The sequence below is a fragment of the Bradyrhizobium embrapense genome (genome assembly GCF_001189235.2).
In the GTDB taxonomy this organism is placed as follows: Bacteria; Pseudomonadota; Alphaproteobacteria; order Rhizobiales; family Xanthobacteraceae; genus Bradyrhizobium; species Bradyrhizobium embrapense.
Genome location: NZ_LFIP02000002.1, coordinates 213,079 through 228,924, shown reverse-complemented (window position 1 = coordinate 228,924; position 15,846 = coordinate 213,079). Strand labels below are relative to the sequence as shown.

The window sequence follows — 15,846 nt, the reverse complement described above, 5'->3', positions numbered from 1 at the left end:
TTCGTCTGACAACAGGGAGAGAGACATAGATGTCCGCTACCACAAGACTTGCGGTCCTCGGGGCCGCGCTCGCGCTCGTCGCGACATCCAGCAGCGCTGCGCTTGCCCAGAAGAAATACGACACCGGCGCCAGCGACACCGAGATCAAGATCGGCAACATCATGCCCTACAGCGGCCCCGCCTCCGCCTACGGCATCATCGGCCGCACCGAGGCTGCCTATTTCAAGAAGATCAACGACGCCGGCGGCATCAACGGCCGCAAGATCAATTTCATCTCCTACGATGACGCCTACTCGCCGCCGAAGGCCGTCGAGCAGGCCCGCAAGCTGGTCGAAAGCGACGAGGTGCTGCTGATCTTCAATTCGCTCGGCACGCCATCGAACTCGGCGATCCAGAAATACATGAACTCCAAGAAGGTGCCGCAGCTGTTCGTCGCCACCGGCGCCACCAAGTGGAACGATCCGAAGGACTTTCCCTGGACCATGGGCTGGCAGCCCAACTACCAGAGCGAGACCCAGATCTACGCCAAGTACATCCTGAAGAACATGCCGAACGCCAAGATTGCCGTGCTCTACCAGAACGACGATTACGGCAAGGACTACCTGAAGGGTCTGAAGGACGGCCTCGGCCAGAAGGCCGCCAGCATGATCGTCGCCGAGGAGAGCTTCGAGACCTCTGAGCCGACCATCGACAGCCACATCGTCAAGCTGAAGGCCAGCAACGCCGACGTCTTCGTCGATATCGCGACGCCAAAATTCGCGGCGCAGGCGATCAAGAAGGTTTCTGAGGTCGGCTGGAAGCCCACGCACTTCCTCAACAACGTGTCGGCCTCGGTCGGCAGCGTGATCAGGCCGGCCGGCTACGACAACGCGCAGGGCATCATCTCGGCCGCCTATCTGAAGGACGCCTCCGACAAGCAGTGGGACAATGATCCCGGCATGAAGGAATTCTACGCCTTCATGGCCAAGGACTTCCCCGAAGGCGACAAGCTCGACGGCGGCACGGTGACCGGCTACGGCGTGGCGCAGACCCTGGTTCAGGTGCTCAAGCAGTGCGGCGACAACCTCACCCGCGAGAACATCATGAAGCAGGCCGCGAGCTTGCAGGACTTCCGCACCGAAGTGCTGCTGCCCGGTATCAAGATCAACACCGCCGCGAACGATTTCGCCCCGATCAGCCAGTTGCAGCTGATGAAGTTCAAGGGCGAGAAATGGGAACTGTTCGGCGACGTGATCAGCGCCGACGTCGGCGGCTGATCTCCCGCCAATATCCGACTGGCATTGCCCCTGCGATACCGTCGCAGGGGCTTTCACTCGCCATGGGCCGGCTAGAGCATTTCGGTTCTGATTGAGTCAGAACCGAAGCTCCAGATTCGAGTCTTGACGCGTTTTCTTCGCGCGAACCGGTGTCCACTTCGCTCGAAAACGCTCTGGCCCCGGCGATGCCTGCTTACACTTTGCCCGGCAATGCGCTAGGAGAACCGGCAAGAACCGAAGAGAACCCGGCCCTTCCGCGCCGGCAACAACAAGGAGATTTCGGGAAATGCCGATGCCGATCCGCCACCGTGTCGCAACCGCCCTGCTCGGCTTCGCCGTCGCCGCCATGACCGGCCATGCCGCATGGGCGCAGAAGAAATACGACACCGGTGCGACCGATACCGAGATCAAGATCGGCAACATCGTGCCCTATAGCGGCCCGGCGTCGGCCTATGGCGTGGTCGGCAAGGCGATGGCTGCGGTGTTCAAGAAGGTCAACGACGACGGCGGCATTAACGGCCGCAAGATCAATTTCATCTCCTATGACGATGCTTATTCCCCGCCGAAGGCGGTCGAGCAGGCACGCAAGCTGGTCGAGAGCGACGAGGTGCTGTTCCTGTTCGGCACGCTCGGCACCGCCTCCAACACCGCGATCCAGAAATATCTCAACGCCAAGAAGGTGCCGCAGCTGTTCGTTGCCACCGGCGCGACCAAGTGGAACGATCCGAAGGCGTTCCCATGGACCATGGGCTGGCTGCCGAGCTACCAGAGCGAGTCGCGAATCTACGCGAAATATCTGCTCAAGGAGAAGCCTGCCGCAAAGGTCGCGGTGCTCTATCAGAACGACGACATGGGCAAGGACTATCTGAAGGGCCTGGAAGACGGCTTCGCCAGCGATCCCGCACGGGTCGTCGCCAAGGAGAGCTACGAGGTTGCCGAGCCTACCATCGATTCCCATGTGGTGCGGCTGAAATCATCGAACCCCGACGTCATCATCTTCTTCACCACGCCGAAATTCGGCGCCCAGGCGATCAAGAAGCTCGGCGAGATGAACTGGAAGCCGGTGACCATCGTCTCCAACGTCTCGGCCTCCACCGCGACGGTGATGCGCCCCGCGGGCCTCGACAACGCCCAGGGCGTGATCTCGGCGGCCTACGCCAAGGACGCCAGCGATCCGCAGTGGAAGGACGACGCCGGCATGAAGGCGTTCGACGAACTGCTGGCCAAATACATGCCCGACACCAACCGCGTCGATGCCTCGGCGATGACTGGCTACAACATGGCGACCACCATGGTCGAGGTGCTGCGCCGCTGCGGCGACGACCTCACCCGCGCCAATGTGATGAAGCAGGCGGCGAGCCTGAAGCAGTTTGCGCAGGGCGGCCTGCTGCCCGGCGTAACGCTGACCACGGGGCCGACCGACTTCCAGCCGATCGAGCAATTGCAGCTGATGCAGTTCAAGGGCGAGCGCTGGCAATTGTTCGGCGACGTCATCAGCGGCGAAATCGGCGGAAACTGACCGCGTAACGAAAGCACAGCCATGACCGACCGTCGTCCTCTCCTGCGTTCGATCTTCGATGCCGCGGTGGCGGCTGCGCATCCCGATGTCGTGCTGGCATCGCGGCTGCGGCCGGCGCTGAAGGGACGCGTGATCTGCCTCGCCGCCGGCAAGGGCGCCGGCGCCATGGCCGCGGCGGCGGAACGGCACTATCTCGACACGCTCGGGCTCGAACCGTCGCGGCTGGTCGGCATCGCCACCACCCGCCACGGCCATGGCGTGCCGACCCGCCGCATCAGGGTGGTCGAGGCCGGCCATCCGGTGCCCGATGAAGCCGGCCTGCGCGCGGCCGACGATACGCTGCGGCTCGCGGCAGAAGCCACGCCCGACGATCTCCTGCTGGTGCTGTTGACCGGCGGCGGCTCGGCGAACTGGATCGCGCCCGTCGAGGGCGTCAGCTTTGCCCAGAAGCAGCAGGTCAACCGCGCGCTGCTGCGCTCCGGCGCGCCGATCGGCGAAATGAACATCGTCCGCAAGCATCTGTCGCGCATCAAGGGAGGACGGCTGGCACGCGCCGGCCAGCACGCCGCCGAGGTCGTCACGCTGGCGATATCAGACGTGCCGCATGACGACCCCTCCGCGATCGCATCGGGGCCGACCGTGCCGGATCCGACCACCCTGGCAGATGCCCGTGCGCTGGTCGCCAAATACAATCTCTCCGTCGACGACGCAGTCCGCCGCGCGCTCGACGATCCCAGGAACGAGAGCTGCAAGCCGGGCGATCCCGCCTTTGCGCGCGCGACGTTCGAGCTGCTGGCCAAGCCGAAAGCCTCGATCGACGCTGCGGTGAAGGTCGCGCAGGACGCCGGCTACGAGACCATCGCGCTCGGCGCCGATCTCGAGGGCGAGGCGCGCGACGTCGCAGCCGGGCACGCGCGGCTCGCATTGAAGGCACGCAGCGAGGGCAAGCGCGTCGCGATCATCTCCGGCGGCGAGCTCACGGTGACGGTGCGCGGCAACGGCCGTGGCGGCCCCAACCAGGAATACGCGCTGGCGCTGGCCGACCTGCTCAAGGACACGCCAAATGTCGCAGCGCTGGCCGCCGACACCGATGGCGCCGATGGCGGCGCCGGCAGCGCCACCGACCCCGCCGGGGCCGCGATCGATCATGCGACCTTCGCGAAGATGAAGTCGCTCGGCCTCGACCCCAAGGCCTATCTCGAGAACAACGATGCCACCGGGTTCTTCGCGCAGACCGGGGACTTGCTGCTGACCGGGCCGACGCTGACCAACGTCAACGATGTCAGGGTGATTTTGGTGGATTGAGACTCACCGCTCTCTCCCCGTCATTGCGAGGAGCGATAGCGACGAAGCAATCCATCGTTCCGTGCATGCTGCACGATAGATTGCTTCGCTACGCTCGCAATGACGGCAGAGGCGCCGCCGGCCTCAAAACTCCTGCGCGAGCTTCGCCAGCATCTCAAGCAGCGCGGCGTGGTTGGCCGGGCCGAGCACCTCGATCAACCGCGCCTCGTGCTTGTTGGCGACCAGCTTCTTGGCGCGCGCCAGCACGGCGCGGCCCCTGTCGGTCAGGACCAGGATGTGGGAGCGGCGGTCGTTGGTGGAGCGCATCCGCGCGCAAAGGTCGCGGCTCTCCAGCGCGTCGAGCATGGCGACGAAATTCGGCCTGAGGATGCCGAGCGTGTTGGCGATCTCGGTCTGGTTGCGGCCCGGATTCTTGTCGAGCAGCAGCAGCACCGAGAACTGCGCCGGCGTCAGCTGCAGCGGCGCGACGCAGCGCAGGAAGTCCTCAAACACCTTGAGCTGCGCGCGCTTCAGCGAATAGCCGAGCAGTCCGGACAGTTCGCCCAGTTGCAGCATGCTGTCGTCCCCGGCAGGATCGACCGGTTCCCGGCGCTGGGCACGCGGCGAACGAACGGCATCGGCGGCGGTCTTGGAAACAGTCATCGCTCCAGGCTCGCAATCCCGGTAAAACCCCGCGGGACGCTCGGGGACCTTGAGATTATATCCAATAATCGTTATGAACTATATCAAATACCGGCGGCTATCAACAGCCGATATCGGCCGACCCGACCGGCACAACCGGCCGCGGCGGTCCGACGCTTGAGGGGGAGCGCTCGGCCTTGAACACAACGATCATGCTGTTCCTGCTGCAGGACGGCATCACCAATGGCGCGATCTACGCACTGCTCGGGCTGGCCCTCGTGCTGGTGTTCGCGGTGACGCGGGTGATCCTGATCCCGCAGGGCGAATTCGTCACCTACGGCGCGCTGAGCTACGCCATGCTGGCGACCGGGCAGGTGCCCGGTACGGTGCGCCTTGCGGTCGCGATGGGCATCGTCGCTTTCGCGCTCGACCTGTTCTTCGCGCGCAAGGCGTTGCATGCCCGACTGGTGATGCGCTCGGTCGGGCTCAACATCGTGTTTCCCTTCGCGCTGCTCGGCCTCGTCTATGCACTGGTCGGTCCCCATACGCCGATCGCCGTCAACATCGCGCTGGCACTCTTGATCGTGGCGGCGATCGGGCTGTTCCTCTACCGCATCGCCTTCCAGCCGATCGCGCACACCTCCGTGCTGGTGCTGCTGATCGCCTCGGTCGGCTGCCATCTGGCGCTGCAGGGCCTGGGCCTGGTGTTCTTCGGCGCCGAAGGCCTGCGCGGCCCGGCGCTGTCGAGCGCCGCGGTGACCGCAGGTCCGCTGCGCTTCACCGGCCAGAGCCTTGCCGTGTACGCCCTGACGATCGGCTTCATCGTGGGGCTGTGGCTGTTCTTCGGCTACACCAAGACCGGCAAGGCGCTGCGCGCCACCGCGGTCAATCGCCTCGGCGCCCGCCTGGTCGGCATCCGCACCACGCTGTCGGGCCAGATCGCATTCCTGCTCGCCTCAGTGATCGGCGCGATTTCCGGCATCCTGATCGTGCCGATCACGACGCTCTATTACGACACCGGCTTCCTGATCGGCCTCAAGGGTTTCATCGCCGCCATCATCGGCGGCCTCGTCAGCTATCCCCTGACCGCGGTCGCCGCCATCCTGGTCGGCATCGTCGAGGCCTTCTCCTCGTTCTACGCGAGCAACTTCAAGGAAGTCATCGTGTTCACGCTGATCCTTCCCGTCCTGGTGCTGCGCTCGCTTGCAGCGCCCCAGGTCGAAGAAGAGAAGGATTGAGCGCGATGACGCAGCGACTTCCTCTCGTCATCTTCGCGCTCGTGTTGGCGGTGATCCCGCTTGTCCCGGGCATCCCGCCGTTCTGGATCGTGCTGCTCGACAATATCGGCCTCGCCGCGCTGGTCGCGATGGGGCTGGTGCTGCTCACCGGCGTCGGCGGCCTCACCTCGTTCGGACAGGCCGCGTTCTGCGGCTTCGGCGCCTACACCACCGCGGTGCTGACCACCGCCTATGGCGTCTCGCCGTGGCTGACGCTGCCGGCGTCGTTATTGGTCAGCGGAATCGCGGCCGTGCTGCTCGGCCTCGTCACGGTGCGGTTGTCCGGCCACTACCTGCCGCTCGGCACCATCGCCTGGGGCATCGGGCTGTTCTATCTGTTCAGCAAGCTGGAATTCCTCGGCCGCAACGACGGCATTTCGGGCATCCCGCCGCTCTCGATCGGCTCGTTCAAGATGCTGAACCCGGATACGATCTATTACGCGATCTGGGTCGCGGTGCTGGTCGCCGCGCTCTTGACCATGAACTTGCTGGATTCCCGCACCGGACGCGCGATCCGCGCGTTGCGGCGCGGCCATGTCGCGGCCGAAGCGTTCGGCGTGCAGACGCCGCGCGCCAAGCTGCTGGTGTTCATCTATGCCGCTGTTCTGGCCGGCCTCTCCGGCTGGCTCTATGCGCATTTCCAGCGCGCCGCCAACCCGACACCGTTCGGCGCACAGGCCGGCATCGAGTATCTGTTCATCGCCGTGGTCGGCGGCGCCGGTTACGTCTGGGGCGGCGTGCTCGGCGCCGCGATCGTCGTGATCCTGAAGGAAGTGCTGCAGAGCTACCTGCCCTACATCTTCGGTGGCCAGAGCCAGCTCGAGACCATCGTGTTCGGCATCATGCTGGTGATGCTGTTGCAACTCGCGCCGCAGGGCGTCTGGCCCTGGCTGATGTCGAAGCTGCCGTTCAAGCCCACCCGCAAGACACCGGACACGTCGGTGAAGCTGGAGCACCGCGAGCGGGCACCGGGAACGTCCCCGGTGCTGCTGCATATCGAGAAAGCACGAAAACAGTTCGGCGGCGTGCTCGCCGTGAACGATGTCTCGTTCGACGTCAACGCCCGCGAGATCGTCGCGCTGATCGGACCCAACGGCGCCGGCAAGAGCACGACCTTCAACCTGATCACCGGCGTGCTGTCGGCAACCGGCGGCAAGATCTTCGTGCAAGGCAAGGAGGTCGAGAACGCACCGCCGCAAGAGGTGGTCAAGCTCGGGGTCGCACGCACATTCCAGCACGTCAAGCTGGTGCCCGACATGACCGTGCTCGAGAACGTCGCGATCGGCGCGCATCTGCGCGGCAATTCCGGGGCGATCTCCAGCATGCTGCGGCTCGACCGCACCGACGAGGCGAAGCTGCTGGCGGAAGCCGCGCGGCAGATCGAACGCGTCGGCCTGTCCGACCAGATCGACCAGCTCGCGGGTTCTCTCTCACTCGGCCAGCAGCGCATTGTCGAGATCGCGCGCGCCCTGTGCGTCGACCCGATGCTGCTGTTGCTGGACGAACCGGCCGCCGGCCTGCGCCACATGGAGAAGCAACGGCTCGCCACGCTACTGCGGCAATTGCGCGACGGCGGCATGTCGGTGCTGCTGGTCGAGCACGACATGGGGTTCGTGATGGATCTCGCCGACCGCATCGTGGTGCTGGATTTCGGCACCAAGATCGCCGAAGGCACGCCGGCCGCGATCAAGCGCAACCCTGATGTCATCAAGGCCTATCTCGGAGCCGCCGCATGAGCGCACTGCTGACGGTGACCGACGTCCACATTGCCTACGGCAAGGTCGAGGCCGTGCGCGGCGTCTCGCTCGACGTTGGAGAGAACGAGATCGTCACCATCATCGGCGCCAACGGCGCCGGCAAGACCACGCTGCTCAACGCCATCATGGGCGTGCTGCCGCTGCGCGGCCGCACCACCTTCGCCGGTATCGACATGGCGCCGCTCGACATCGAGGACCGCGTCGCGACCGGCCTCAGCCTGGTGCCCGAACATCGCGAATTGTTCGGCACCATGAATGTCGAGGACAATCTCGAGCTCGGCGCCTTCCGGATCGCAAAGGCGGTCGCGGCGACCTCGCTGGAGCGGGTCTACACGCTGTTTCCGCGGCTCAAGGAGCGCCGCAAGCAGCTCGCCGGCACGCTGTCCGGCGGCGAGCAGCAGATGCTGGCGATGGGCCGCGCGCTGATGGGCGCTCCGAAGCTGCTGATGCTGGACGAGCCGAGCCTCGGCCTCGCCCCGATCATCGTCGCCGACATCTTCCGCATCGTCGGCGAGCTCCGCGCAGCCGGCGTCTCGGTGCTGCTGGTCGAGCAGAACGCCCAGGCGGCGCTGCAGATCGCCGACCGCGCCTATGTGATGGAGCTCGGCGAGTTCGTGCTGTCTGGCCCGGCCCATGAGATAGCCGCCAACAAGGGCGTCGCCGCGAGCTATCTCGGCTTCCAGCACGAGGGCGAAAGCGCGATTTAGTCTAATATCGCTGACGCGTGTGGCTAGCGAAAAAGCCGGCCCCTCAGCGGGACCGGCTTCCTCGTTTTGCGGATCGCGGCCGGCTTACATCGCCGGGACGTACTTCCCGTCCTTGACCGTCAGCAGGATGCGCGAGCGGTCGTCGAGGCCGTAGCGGTCCTTTTCGGTCCAGTTGTAGACGCCCTGGCTCGCCACGATCTCCTTCTCGGAGATCAACGCCTGGCGGATCGCTTCGCGGAATTCCACGGTGCCGGGCTTGGCAGTCTTCAGCGCCGTTGGGATGATACGCTTCAGCACCTCGAAGGCATCGTAGGAGTGGCCGGCGAACTGGCTGCGGCTGTTGGCGCCGTACTTGGCTTCATAGGCGGCGTTCAGCGTCAGGCCCGGCTTCTTGGTCAGCGCGCTGTCGGGCTGGGTCTCCGGCGACATGATCGGGCCGGCCGACATGATAACGCCTTCCGCCGACGCGCCCGCGATGCGGATGAAGTCCATCGTGGCGGCACCGTGGGTCTGGTAGATCAGGCCCTTGTAGCCGCGCTCGCGCAGCGCGGTCTGCGGCAGCGCCGCCGCAGTACCGGAAGCGCCGATCAGGATGGCGTCGGGATTGGCGGCGACGAGCTTCAGCACCTGGCCCGCGACCGATGTATCCGGACGCGCGAAGCGCTCCTCGTCGGTCATGGTCAGGCCCATCGGCACCGCCTGCGCCTTGAAGTCGTTGACCCAGAGATCGCCGTAGGAATCCGAATAGCCGATATAGCCGACGGTCTTGATGTTGTGCGCCTTCATGTGCTCGTAGAGCACCTTGCCCATGATCGGAATCGACTGCGGCAGGTCGACCGACCATTTCGCGCGGGCGTCGTTGATCGGGAACGGCGCGAGGCCGAAATGCGGGATGCCGGCCTCGTTGGCGACCGTCGACACCGCGATCGTGGTCGGCGTGATGCAGGAGCCCATGATGATGTCGGCCTTGGACTCGGTGACGAAGCGCCGCGTGTTGGTGGTCGCAGCCGTCGGATCGCCGGCGTCGTCGAGCACGATCAACTTCAGCGGCACGCCGCCGATCTCCTTCGGCACGAAATCGAGCGCGTTGCGCTCGGGAATGCCGAGCGCCGCCGCGGGGCCGGTGGTCGAGATCGAGATGCCGATGGTGATTTCATTGGTCTGCGCCAGAGCGGGTGCGCCCGGCAGCGCGATAGCAGCTGCGAGCAACGCTGCGGCGAGAGTGGCCTTCCTCATTCATTCCTCCCTGCGGATATGTTCTTTGGGTTTAAACCAGTTTTGCGGGCCAATTCAGCCCCTTCTTTAGAGCATGATCCGGAAAAGTGGAAACCGGTTTTCCCTCGCGACAAACGCGAGACGCGTTTGCGCCGGGATCATGCTCCGGAAGCCGGGTCATGAGGAGGTCCAAGTCAGCCCTGAATCAGTCAGCCCTTCATCAAGCAGTCGATGACCTCCTGCGGAAATGGCGCCGATTTCAGCCTGGCGGGATCGTCCGGGTGCCGGCCGACCAGCACCCTGGTCTCGAATGCCTCGATCGCCAGCGCCTCGCCCTTGAACACGCGGTGCACCACCTCGAAGCTCGAGCGCTTGATGCTATCGATCCGGCTCTCGATGGTAATCCAGTCGCCATGGGTCGACGGAATGTGGAATTTCGCCCTTGTGTCGACCATGGGAATGCCGACCAGGCCGTATTTGTGGACGAGGTCCTGTTTCGAGCAACCGGCAGCTTCGAACATGATCGAGGTCGAGTCGTCGAACATCGCGAAGTAGCGCGGGTAGTAGACGATGTTGGCGGGGTCGCAATCGCCCCACTGGATCTGCACGTCGCGCCGGTTGACGAACATGGTCTGTCCTCGATTGAACGTGATCGATCCGGAAGAGCTTTTTGCGCTCTTCCGGATCATGCTTCAGCGCGGCGCCATCCGGAGCGCGGCATCGAGCCGCACCACTTCGCCGTTCAGATAGGGATTGTCGATCATGTGCAGCGCCAGCGAGGCGAATTCGTCGGCCTGGCCCAGCCGGCGCGGGAACGGGATCGCGGCCGCGAGCGAATCCTGCGCCTCCTGCGGCAGGCCGGCCAGCAGAGGCGTCATGAACAGGCCGGGCGCGATGGTCAGCACGCGGATGCCGAATTGCGCGAGCTCGCGCGCGATCGGCAGTGTCATCGCGACGATACCGCCCTTGGAGGCCGAATAGGCCGCCTGCCCGATCTGACCGTCATAGGCCGCGACCGAGGCCGTCGAGATCACGACGCCGCGCTCGCCGGTCGCGAGCGGCTCGAGCTTCGCCATGTCGGATGTTGCCAGCCGCAGCATGTTGAAGGAGCCGATCAGATTGACCTTGATCACCTTGTCGAAGTCGGCGAGCGCCATCGGCCCCTCGCGGCCGATCACGCGTTTTGCGACACCGATGCCGGCGCAATTGACCAGCACCCGCGCCGGGCCGTGCGCCTTGGCGGCCGTTGCCACCGCGGCCTCCGCCGCCGCTGCGTCGGCGACGTCGCAGACGAGCGGAATGCCGCCGATCTCGGCGGCGACACTCTCGGCGAGCTTGGCGTTGAGGTCGCAGACCGCGACCTTGGCGCCCTGTGCGGCCAGCCGGCGCGCGGTCGCCGCGCCCAATCCCGATGCGCCGCCGGTGACGATGGCGGCCTGGTCCTTCAACTGCATGGCGTTCTCTCCTTGAATGGTCAGACGAGTTTGATCACCGATGCCGGCGGCACCGGCGCATAGAGTGCTTCGATAATCTCGTTGCGATGCTCCAGCACCGCGCGCTGGTTGATCGAGCCTTTGTCGGTGACCTCGCCGCGATCGATCGACAGCGGTGTGTCGAGCAGGATCGCTCGCGCGATCCGGTTCGACGAACCGGTGGCACTCGCAAACACACGCGCGAAACGTTCGCCGAAGGCGGCACGCACCAATGGATCGTTGGCCGCGGCCGCGATGTCGCCAGCGGCAAGCTGCGGATTGATCAGCCGGCAGCCATCGAGATCGAGGACCACGATCGCCGCGAGCTCGTCGCGGTTCAGCCCCGCGATCACGACGTCGCGCACCAGCGGCGCGCAGGTGCCGACGAAGCGCGCCCGCAACGGCCCGACGCTGACCCAGGTGCCGCTGGCCAGCTTGAAATCTTCGGCGATGCGGCCGTCGAAATCGAACCCGGCCTCGAGATCGCCGGCGTTGGCGGGCTTCAGCGCGTCGCCGAACTTGTAAAAACCTTCCTCGTCGAACGCCTTGGCGGTCAGCTCGGGCTGCCGCCAGTAGCCCGGCGTCACGTTCGGCCCCTTGGCGCGCACCTCGAGCTTGCCGTTGTTGGGCACCAGCTTCGCATCATTGCCCGAGACCGGAAGCCCGACATGGCCGGAGCGGCTGGTATCGGGCCGCACCGACATGAAGAACGGTGAGGTCTCGGTAGCTCCGAGCCCGGTCAGCATGGGCACGCGATAGCCCTTCTCCTGCACCGCGAGCGCATCGAGGCTGTTCCAGATGAACGGCGACAGCGCGGCACCCGAGAAGAACATCGCGTGCAGCCGGTGGAAGAATTTCGCCCGCAAGTCTCCATCGTCGCGCAGGTAAGGCAGCAGCGATTCATATCCTTTGGGCACATTGAAATAGACTGTCGGCGAGATCTCGCGCAGGTTTCGCACGGTCTCCTCGATGCCGCCGGGCATCGGCTTGCCCTCGTCGAGATACATCGAGCCGCCGTTATAGAGCGTCAGCCCGACATTGTGATTGCCGCCAAAAGTGTGGTTCCACGGCAGCCAGTCGACGATGACAGGCGGCTCGTCCTTCAGGAACGCCAGCGTTTCGCGCAGCATCACCTGGTTGGCGCAGATCATGCGCTGGGTGTTGATGACGGCCTTGGGATTGCCGGTCGAACCCGACGTCAGCAGGAATTTTGCGATGGTATCTGGACCGATCGCGGCGTGGGCCGCGTCGAGGCGCGGATCCTCCGGCGTCGCCATCAGATCGGCGAGCCGCGTCACGTCGCGGCCGGGCACGGCGCCGCGGCTCGCCGCGATCTCGACATCGGAGCCGACATTGGCGCGCAGCGCGTCGGCGAACTTGTCGGCGTCGTCGACGAAGACGAGGCCCGGCGTCAACAGCTTGATGACGAAGCCGAGCTTGCCGTAGTCGCGCGACACCAGCGAATAGGCCGGCGAGACCGGACAGAACGGAATTCCGGCATAGAGCGCGCCGAGCGCGACCAGCGCGTGATCGATCGAGTTGCCGGACAGGATCACGATCGGCCGCTCAGCCGACAACCCGCGCGCGATCAGCGCGGAGGCGATGCGCCGGGTCGTTTCCAGCAATTGCGCATAGGTGATCCGGCGCCAGCCGCCGCCGGCTGCACGTTCGGCCATGAACACGCGGTTCGGCTCGGCGTTCGCCCAGTGATGCAGGCGATCGGTCAGGCGAACGGGATAATCGGCGAGATTGAGCTTGGGGCGAAGATAGATCGTGCCGTCGTGACGGCGCTCGACGGTGACGTCGGGATTGCCGAACGAGATCGGGCGCAGCGGATACGCATTCGCAGCGGACGCAGACGCAGATATGTCAGCCTTGGCGCTCATGTCGGCTTCACCTTGGCGGTCTTGCGATCCAGAAAGGCGCGGATCCGCTTCTTGGCTTCCTTGTCGCTCTGCGCGACCGTCGCCATCAGCGATTCCATCAAGAGGCCGGTCTGCGGATTGGCCTCGGCGATCATCGGCCGCGCTTGCAGCACCGCGAAATTGGTCAGCGGCGCGTTGGCGGCGACGCGCTCGGCAAGCTCCAGCGCTTTCGGCAGCGCGCCGTCGGTCTCGGTGAGATATTGCGAGAAGCCGTAGGCTGCGCCTTCGGTTGCCGAATAGACCCGGCCGGTCAGCATCATGTCCGCCATCCTGGGCACGCCGATCAGGCGCGGCAGCCGCACCGATCCGCCGCCGCCGACGAAGATGCCGCGCTGGCCCTCGGGTAGCGCGAAATAGGCCGACGGCTCGGCAACCCGGATATGTGCGGCGCAGGCCAGCTCCAGCCCGCCGCCGATCACCGCGCCCTTCAGCGCGGCGATCACGGGCACACGGCAATACTGGATACGGTCGAACACGCGGTGCCACATCTGGGAATGCACCAGCCCCTCGGTGGCGTCGCGCTCGGTCAGCTCGGAGAGATCGAGGCCGGACGAGAAATGATCGCCGACGCCATGGATGACGACGGCGCCGACCGCGTCGGGAATCGCGGAGAAGCAATCCCGCAGCGCCAGGATGATGCCGTCGTTCAGCGCGTTGCGCTTGGCGGGCCGGTTGAGCCCAACCGTCAGCACGGCCCCTCGCGTCTCGACCCTGAGCAGCGAGGCGTCACCCGCGTCGGCAGCGTTTCCCATGGCGTTATTGTTTCCTGGTTAGAATAGTTATGTTCTATAACGATTAGCGCCGGAGTCAATACTGGGCACGTCGTGCGACGCAGCCTGCCACCCTACCTTGGGGGGTCGGCTCACATGAAGCGAAGCGGAACGGGAGCCGGGGGTGGGGTGACGATCTCTCCACCCCGACAGTGCCCGTGTGGAGAGATCACCCCACCTCGCCGCGTATTACATGCGCGTCAGTCCTCTCCTCCAGGGGAGGATGAAGGCGGAGCCTCACAGCACCTGATGCACGTCGATCACGACGCGGTCGGCGTGGCGGGCGGCGGAGGCGATGAAGATGTGCTGCATCAGCCAGCGATATTTTTCGGCGCCGGTTTCGAATCTCGGCACGGTGCGGAAATAGATCAACTTCGGATCGACCGGCTCGCCGCGCTTGAGCTTCTCGAGCAATTCGACCGGCCCGAAGCGGATGCCCTTGTTCTCGACATAGACGACGGCGCCGTCGTCGGTCTCGAAGGCGTATTTTGCCTCCAGCTCGATCAGCTCGCTCGGCCGGATGATCTGGAAGTCGGCGCCGAAGGGAAGCACCTTGCCGTTGACCGTCTCGCCCCTCACCTCGCCGCCGACGATCGGAACGATACGGCGGACGCCCGCGCCGATGTCGCCAGCGGACGTCACCTCCGCGATCCGGGCGGTGATGGTGAAGACGTATCGGGTCTGAAGTTCCGTTGCCATGGGTTAGCCTATCATGCGCTGCGGCAGCCAGGTCGCGAGCAGCGGGAACAGGATCAGGATCACCAGCCGGATCAGATCGGTGATCACGAACGGCAGCACACCGACGAAGATCGTCGACATGTTGACGTCCTTGATCACGCTCTTGATCACGAACACGTTCATGCCGACCGGCGGATGGATCAGGCCGAGCTCCACCGTCATGACGATGATGATACCGAACCAGATCGGGTCGAAGCCGAGCGCGGTCACCACCGGAAACACGATCGGCACGGTGAGGATCACCATCGCCATCGCGTCCATCAGGCAGCCGAGCACAAGATACATCATCAGGATCAGCGCCAGCACGCCATAGGGACCGATGCCGAGGCCGGTGAGAAATTCAGTGACGTGCTGCGGCGTCTGGGTGATGGTGAGGAAATAGCCGAAACAGAGCGCGCCGATCAGCACGGTGAACACGGCCGCCGCGGTGCGCGTCGCCTGCAGCAGCGATTGCAGGATGCCGTCTTTGGTCAGCTTGCCGCGCAGAAGTCCGATGATGAAGGCGCCGACCGCACCGACCGCACCTGCCTCGGTCGGGACGAAGAAACCGCCATAGAGGCCGCCGATCACGAACAGGAACAGCAGCAGCGGCGACCAGACGTCGCGCAGCGCCATGAAGCGCTCATGCCACGACGCCTTCTTGCCCGCCGGCAGGAAGCCCGGCCGGGTCACGCCGATGATGCCGATCGTGATCATGTGCATCAGGATCGCGAGCAGGCCCGGCACCACGCCGGCGATGAACAGCTTGCCGATGTCCTGCTGGGTGATGATGCCGTAGACCGCGAGCACGGTGGACGGCGGCAGCATCGCCCCGAGCGTGCCGCCGACCGCGATCACACCGGTCGCGAACGATTGCGGATAGCCGAAGCGGCGCATCTCGGGATAGGCCACCGCGGAGAAGGTCGCGGCGGTCGCCACCGAGGAGCCCGAGATCGCGGCGAAGCCGCCGCAAGCCGCGATCGTCGCAATGCCGAGCCCGCCCTTCCAGTGGCCGACGAAGGTGTTGGCGGCGCGGAACAGCTCGCGGCTGATGCCCGAGACGGACACGAAGGCGCCCATCAACAAGAACATCGGGATCACGCCGAAGGAATAATCCGTCACCGTGCGCATCGTGGTCTGGCCGACCAGCTTCAGCGCCGGGGCAAAGCCGGTGAGATAGCCAAAGCCAGTAATGCCGACGAGGCCCATCGCCATGCCGACGGGAACACGCAACAGCATCAGCACGAACAGGCTGACGAAGCCGATGACGGCGACGGCCTCGGGACTGAGGTCGAGACTCATGGC

At 65.1% G+C, this 15,846-nt stretch carries 14 protein-coding genes; 6 read left to right on the top strand and 8 right to left on the bottom strand.

Translation table 11 applies throughout. The annotated features are described in order from the left end of the window. Positions 1–29: 29 nt before the first annotated feature. The 3 genes from AKN83_RS08510 to AKN83_RS08500 all read left to right on the top strand — a co-directional run bounded on the left by AKN83_RS08510 (position 30) and on the right by AKN83_RS08500 (position 4,080). Positions 30–1,256, top strand: a complete 1,227-nt coding sequence (locus AKN83_RS08510) for an ABC transporter substrate-binding protein (protein WP_063695264.1) — start codon at positions 30–32, stop codon at positions 1,254–1,256. A 292-nt stretch (positions 1,257–1,548) separates the two neighbouring features. Next, the gene (locus tag AKN83_RS08505) at positions 1,549–2,775 is read left to right on the top strand and encodes an ABC transporter substrate-binding protein (RefSeq protein ID WP_430641534.1); all 1,227 of its coding nucleotides are present in this window, start codon (positions 1,549–1,551) and stop codon (positions 2,773–2,775) included. A 21-nt stretch (positions 2,776–2,796) separates the two neighbouring features. Then, complete coding sequence (locus AKN83_RS08500; protein ID WP_050406247.1) at positions 2,797–4,080, top strand: glycerate kinase type-2 family protein; 1,284 nt, start codon at positions 2,797–2,799, stop codon at positions 4,078–4,080. Between the two features lie 123 nt (positions 4,081–4,203). On the opposite strand, the gene AKN83_RS08495 is transcribed toward AKN83_RS08500, so the two are convergent. Next, on the bottom strand, positions 4,204–4,722 hold the full coding sequence (locus tag AKN83_RS08495; protein ID WP_050406246.1) for a MarR family winged helix-turn-helix transcriptional regulator: 519 nt from the start codon (positions 4,720–4,722) through the stop codon (positions 4,204–4,206). A 176-nt stretch (positions 4,723–4,898) separates the two neighbouring features. On the opposite strand from AKN83_RS08495, the gene AKN83_RS08490 reads away from it, so the two are divergent. Genes AKN83_RS08490 through AKN83_RS08480 form a run of 3 tightly spaced genes read left to right on the top strand, consistent with a single transcriptional unit; the run spans position 4,899 to position 8,442 of the window. Further along, a complete protein-coding gene (locus AKN83_RS08490; protein WP_050406245.1) occupies positions 4,899–5,939 on the top strand; it encodes a branched-chain amino acid ABC transporter permease in 1,041 nt (346 codons plus the stop codon). A gap of 5 nt (positions 5,940–5,944) precedes the next feature. Beyond that, entirely contained in the window at positions 5,945–7,714 is a 1,770-nt protein-coding gene (locus AKN83_RS08485; RefSeq protein ID WP_050406244.1) for a branched-chain amino acid ABC transporter ATP-binding protein/permease, read from the top strand. Further along, positions 7,711–8,442, top strand: a complete 732-nt coding sequence (locus AKN83_RS08480) for an ABC transporter ATP-binding protein (RefSeq protein WP_050406243.1) — start codon at positions 7,711–7,713, stop codon at positions 8,440–8,442. Before AKN83_RS08485 ends, AKN83_RS08480 begins: the two co-directional genes overlap by 4 nt. Positions 8,443–8,526: 84 nt before the next feature. On the opposite strand, the gene AKN83_RS08475 is transcribed toward AKN83_RS08480, so the two are convergent. The 7 genes from AKN83_RS08475 to AKN83_RS08445 all read right to left on the bottom strand — a co-directional run bounded on the left by AKN83_RS08475 (position 8,527) and on the right by AKN83_RS08445 (position 15,843). After that, positions 8,527–9,678: an ABC transporter substrate-binding protein gene (locus AKN83_RS08475; protein ID WP_063695263.1), complete on the bottom strand. Its 1,152-nt coding sequence runs from the start codon at positions 9,676–9,678 to the stop codon at positions 8,527–8,529. Positions 9,679–9,866: 188 nt separating this feature from the next. Next, positions 9,867–10,286, bottom strand: a complete 420-nt coding sequence (locus tag AKN83_RS08470) for an acyl-CoA thioesterase (RefSeq protein ID WP_050406242.1) — start codon at positions 10,284–10,286, stop codon at positions 9,867–9,869. 63 nt (positions 10,287–10,349) lie between these two features. Continuing rightward, positions 10,350–11,111: an SDR family NAD(P)-dependent oxidoreductase gene (locus AKN83_RS08465; protein WP_050406241.1), complete on the bottom strand. Its 762-nt coding sequence runs from the start codon at positions 11,109–11,111 to the stop codon at positions 10,350–10,352. A 20-nt stretch (positions 11,112–11,131) separates the two neighbouring features. After that, positions 11,132–13,015 carry a feruloyl-CoA synthase gene (locus AKN83_RS08460; protein ID WP_050406240.1) on the bottom strand — a complete coding sequence of 628 codons (1,884 nt, stop codon included), beginning with the start codon at positions 13,013–13,015 and terminating at the stop codon, positions 11,132–11,134. Next, positions 13,012–13,806 (bottom strand): crotonase/enoyl-CoA hydratase family protein, encoded by a 795-nt coding sequence (locus tag AKN83_RS08455; protein ID WP_063695262.1) that lies wholly within the window; start codon positions 13,804–13,806, stop codon positions 13,012–13,014. The genes AKN83_RS08460 and AKN83_RS08455 overlap by 4 nt, the downstream gene beginning before the upstream one ends. A 255-nt stretch (positions 13,807–14,061) precedes the next feature. Further along, entirely contained in the window at positions 14,062–14,523 is a 462-nt protein-coding gene (locus AKN83_RS08450; protein WP_050403923.1) for a DUF3237 domain-containing protein, read from the bottom strand. A gap of 3 nt (positions 14,524–14,526) precedes the next feature. Continuing rightward, positions 14,527–15,843, bottom strand: coding sequence for a TRAP transporter large permease (locus AKN83_RS08445; RefSeq protein WP_050403922.1), 1,317 nt, complete (start codon positions 15,841–15,843; stop codon positions 14,527–14,529). Positions 15,844–15,846: the final 3 nt, after the last annotated feature.

What these genes read in the sequence shown, in the direction of transcription:
- AKN83_RS08460 (WP_050406240.1), bottom strand. Translation starts at nt 13,015, where the DNA reads ATGAGCGCCAAGGCTGACATATCTGCGTCTGCGTCCGCTGCGAATGCG.
- AKN83_RS08475 (WP_063695263.1), bottom strand. Translation starts at nt 9,678, where the DNA reads ATGAGGAAGGCCACTCTCGCCGCAGCGTTGCTCGCAGCTGCTATCGCG.
- AKN83_RS08450 (WP_050403923.1), bottom strand. Translation starts at nt 14,523, where the DNA reads ATGGCAACGGAACTTCAGACCCGATACGTCTTCACCATCACCGCCCGG.
- AKN83_RS08445 (WP_050403922.1), bottom strand. Translation starts at nt 15,843, where the DNA reads ATGAGTCTCGACCTCAGTCCCGAGGCCGTCGCCGTCATCGGCTTCGTC.
- AKN83_RS08470 (WP_050406242.1), bottom strand. Translation starts at nt 10,286, where the DNA reads ATGTTCGTCAACCGGCGCGACGTGCAGATCCAGTGGGGCGATTGCGAC.
- AKN83_RS08465 (WP_050406241.1), bottom strand. Translation starts at nt 11,111, where the DNA reads ATGCAGTTGAAGGACCAGGCCGCCATCGTCACCGGCGGCGCATCGGGA.
- AKN83_RS08495 (WP_050406246.1), bottom strand. Translation starts at nt 4,722, where the DNA reads ATGACTGTTTCCAAGACCGCCGCCGATGCCGTTCGTTCGCCGCGTGCC.
- AKN83_RS08480 (WP_050406243.1), top strand. Translation starts at nt 7,711, where the DNA reads ATGAGCGCACTGCTGACGGTGACCGACGTCCACATTGCCTACGGCAAG.
- AKN83_RS08510 (WP_063695264.1), top strand. Translation starts at nt 30, where the DNA reads ATGTCCGCTACCACAAGACTTGCGGTCCTCGGGGCCGCGCTCGCGCTC.
- AKN83_RS08500 (WP_050406247.1), top strand. Translation starts at nt 2,797, where the DNA reads ATGACCGACCGTCGTCCTCTCCTGCGTTCGATCTTCGATGCCGCGGTG.
- AKN83_RS08485 (WP_050406244.1), top strand. Translation starts at nt 5,945, where the DNA reads ATGACGCAGCGACTTCCTCTCGTCATCTTCGCGCTCGTGTTGGCGGTG.
- AKN83_RS08505 (WP_430641534.1), top strand. Translation starts at nt 1,549, where the DNA reads ATGCCGATCCGCCACCGTGTCGCAACCGCCCTGCTCGGCTTCGCCGTC.
- AKN83_RS08455 (WP_063695262.1), bottom strand. Translation starts at nt 13,806, where the DNA reads ATGGGAAACGCTGCCGACGCGGGTGACGCCTCGCTGCTCAGGGTCGAG.